2 protein-coding genes and 1 pseudogene are annotated in these 3172 nt (G+C 65.4%); all 3 read left to right on the top strand.

Annotated elements, in window-relative coordinates; translation table 11 throughout:
* Positions 1 to 775, top strand: a pseudogene (locus RMN84_RS07475) (F0F1 ATP synthase subunit alpha); the annotation flags it as partial.
* Between the two features lie 91 nt (positions 776 to 866).
* Complete coding sequence (locus tag RMN84_RS07470; RefSeq protein ID WP_309611552.1) at positions 867 to 1751, top strand: F0F1 ATP synthase subunit gamma; 885 nt, start codon at positions 867 to 869, stop codon at positions 1749 to 1751.
* A 26-nt stretch (positions 1752 to 1777) separates the two neighbouring features.
* A partial coding sequence (gene atpD, locus RMN84_RS07465) for a F0F1 ATP synthase subunit beta (RefSeq protein ID WP_309611551.1) occupies positions 1778 to 3172 on the top strand: 1395 nt, incomplete at its 3' end.

Here is a 3172-nt window from a genome sequence, read left to right as displayed (position 1 = left end):
GATGGGCGAGTTTTTCCGCGACAACGGCATGCACGCGGTCATCGTCTATGACGATCTGTCGAAGCAGGCCGTCGCCTATCGCCAGATGTCGCTGCTGCTGCGCCGCCCGCCGGGCCGCGAGGCCTATCCCGGCGACGTCTTCTACCTCCACTCTCGCCTGCTCGAGCGTGCCGCCAAGATGAATGCCGACAATGGCTCGGGCTCGCTGACCGCACTGCCGATCATCGAGACGCAGGCTGGCGACGTGTCGGCCTATATCCCGACCAACGTGATTTCGATCACCGACGGCCAGATCTTCCTCGAGACTGACCTGTTCTACCAGGGCGTCCGCCCGGCCATCAACGTCGGCCTCAGCGTCTCGCGCGTCGGTTCCGCCGCGCAGACCAAGGCGATGAAGAAGGTCTCGGGCTCGATCAAGCTGGAGCTGGCGCAGTATCGCGAAATGGCGGCGTTCGCGCAGTTCGGTTCCGACCTCGACGCGTCGACCCAGAAGCTGCTGGCGCGCGGCGCCCGCCTGACCGAGCTGCTCAAGCAGCCGCAGTTTCAGCCGATGCCGGTCGAGGAGCAGGTCGCCTCGATCTTCGCCGGTACGCAGGGCTTCGTCGACACGGTCCCGACCGCCGACATCACCCGCTATGAAGCGCAGCTGCTGAGCTATCTCCGCTCGGACCATGCCGACATCCTCGGCAAGATCCGCGACACGAAGGCACTCGACGACGAGACGGCGGGCAAGCTCAAGGACGCGCTCGCCACCTTCGGCAAGCAGTTCGCGTAGTTTTTCAATCGTCATCCCCGCGAAAGCGGGCACCCAGTTTTTGTTTTGGCTAGGTTCCCGCTTTCGCGGGAATGACGAAGGCAGGATTTGAATGGCCAGTCTCAAGACCCTCAAGCTCCGCATCGGCTCGGTCAAGTCGACGCAGAAGATCACCAAGGCGATGAAGATGGTCGCCGCGGCGAAGTTGCGTCGTGCCCAGTCCAACGCCGAGGCCGGTCGTCCTTATGCGACCCGCCTCGCCGCCGTCGTCGCGAGCCTTGCCGAGGGCGTGACGGTCGGGCCGCAGAGCCCCAAGCTCCTCGCCGGCACCGGCAAGGACCAGACCCACCTGATCGTGCTCGCCACCGGCGATCGCGGGCTGGCCGGCGCGTTCAACAGCAATATCGTCCGCGCCGCGCGCCGCAAGGCCGAGGAGCTCGAAGCCGCCGGCAAGACCGTCCTGTTCTACATCGTCGGCCGCAAGGGTCGCCCGGTCATCGCCCGATTCTATCCCAACGGCATCGTCCACCAGCACGACACCAGCGCGATGAAGACACCGGGCTATAGCGACGCGCAGGCGATCGCCGACGACCTCATCGCCCGCTACGGCGCGAACGGCATCGACGTCGTCCACCTCGCCTACGCCAATTTCAAATCGACCCTGCTGCAGGAGCCGACGGTCGACCAGATCATCCCGGTCAAGCCGTCGGTCTCGGCCACGCCCAAGACCGCCGCGCAGAGCGCTCCGCCCGAATATGAGCCCGACGAGGAGACCATCCTCGCCGCGCTGCTGCCGCGCAACATCACCATCCAGATTTACCGCGCGCTGCTCGAGAATGCCGCTGGCTTCTATGGCTCGCAGATGACCGCGATGGACAATGCCACGCGCAACGCCGGCGACATGATCAACAAGCTGTCGATCAAGTACAACCGCCAGCGCCAAGCCGCGATCACGACCGAACTCGTTGAAATCATCTCGGGCGCCGAAGCGCTCTAATCCGCACGCAAGCCAAGGAAATCGACATGGCCACCGCCGCAACCACCCTCAACCCGACCGTCAGGAGCAACCTCGTAGGGCGCATCGCGCAGGTCATCGGCGCGGTCGTCGACGTTGCGTTCGATGGCGAGCTGCCGCCAATCCTCGGCGCGCTCGAGACCGACAATAATGGCAATCGCCTCGTCCTCGAGGTTGCCCAGCATCTCGGCGAGAATATCGTCCGGACCATCGCCATGGACGCGACCGAGGGGCTGACCCGCGGCCAGGCCGTGACCGATCTCGGCTCGCAGATCCGAGTGCCAGTCGGTCCCAAGACGCTCGGCCGCATCATGAACGTCATCGGCGAGCCGATCGACGAGCGCGGACCGATCGGCTCGGACCTGTTCTCGCCGATCCATGCCGAGGCGCCGCTGTTCGTCGACCAGTCGACCGACGCCGCGATCCTCGTCACCGGGATCAAGGTCATCGACCTGCTCGCGCCCTATGCCCGCGGCGGCAAGATCGGCCTGTTCGGCGGCGCCGGCGTCGGCAAGACCGTGCTGATTCAGGAGCTGATCAACAACATCGCCAAGGGCCACGGCGGCGTGTCCGTCTTCGCCGGCGTCGGCGAGCGCACCCGCGAGGGCAATGATCTCTACCACGAGTTCCTCGACGCCGGCGTCATCGCCAAGGACGCCGACGGCAACCCGACCCCCGAAGGATCGAAGGTAGCGCTGGTGTTCGGCCAGATGAACGAGCCGCCGGGCGCGCGCGCCCGCGTCGCTCTGTCGGGCCTGACCCAGGCCGAATATTTCCGCGACGTCGAAGGCCAGGACGTGCTGTTCTTCATCGACAACATCTTCCGCTTCACTCAGGCGGGCTCGGAAGTGTCGGCGCTGCTCGGTCGCATCCCGTCGGCGGTGGGCTATCAGCCGACGCTGGCGACCGACATGGGCCAGCTGCAGGAGCGGATCACCTCGACCAACAAGGGCTCGATCACCTCGGTCCAGGCGATCTACGTCCCCGCCGACGATCTCACCGATCCGGCCCCGGCCGCGTCGTTCGCCCATTTGGACGCGACGACCACGCTCAACCGCGCGATTTCGGAGCTGGGCATCTACCCGGCAGTCGATCCGCTCGATTCGACGTCGCGCGTGCTGACCGTCGCCGTCGTCGGCCAGGAGCATTACGACACGGCGCGCCGGGTCCAGGAAACCTTGCAGAAGTACAAGAGCCTTCAGGACATCATTGCCATCCTCGGCATGGATGAACTTAGCGAAGAGGATAAGCTGGTCGTCGCCCGCGCGCGCAAGATCCAGCGCTTCCTGTCGCAGCCATTCCACGTCGCCGAAGTGTTCACCGGCATCCCCGGCAAGTTCGTCCAGGTCGAAGACACCGTCCGCAGCTTCAAGGCCGTGGTCGAGGGCGAATATGACCACCTG

The organism is Sphingomonas sp. (genome assembly GCF_031380695.1).
Taxonomy (GTDB): Bacteria; Pseudomonadota; Alphaproteobacteria; order Sphingomonadales; family Sphingomonadaceae; genus Sphingomicrobium.
This window is presented reverse-complemented; position numbering and strand designations above follow the sequence as displayed.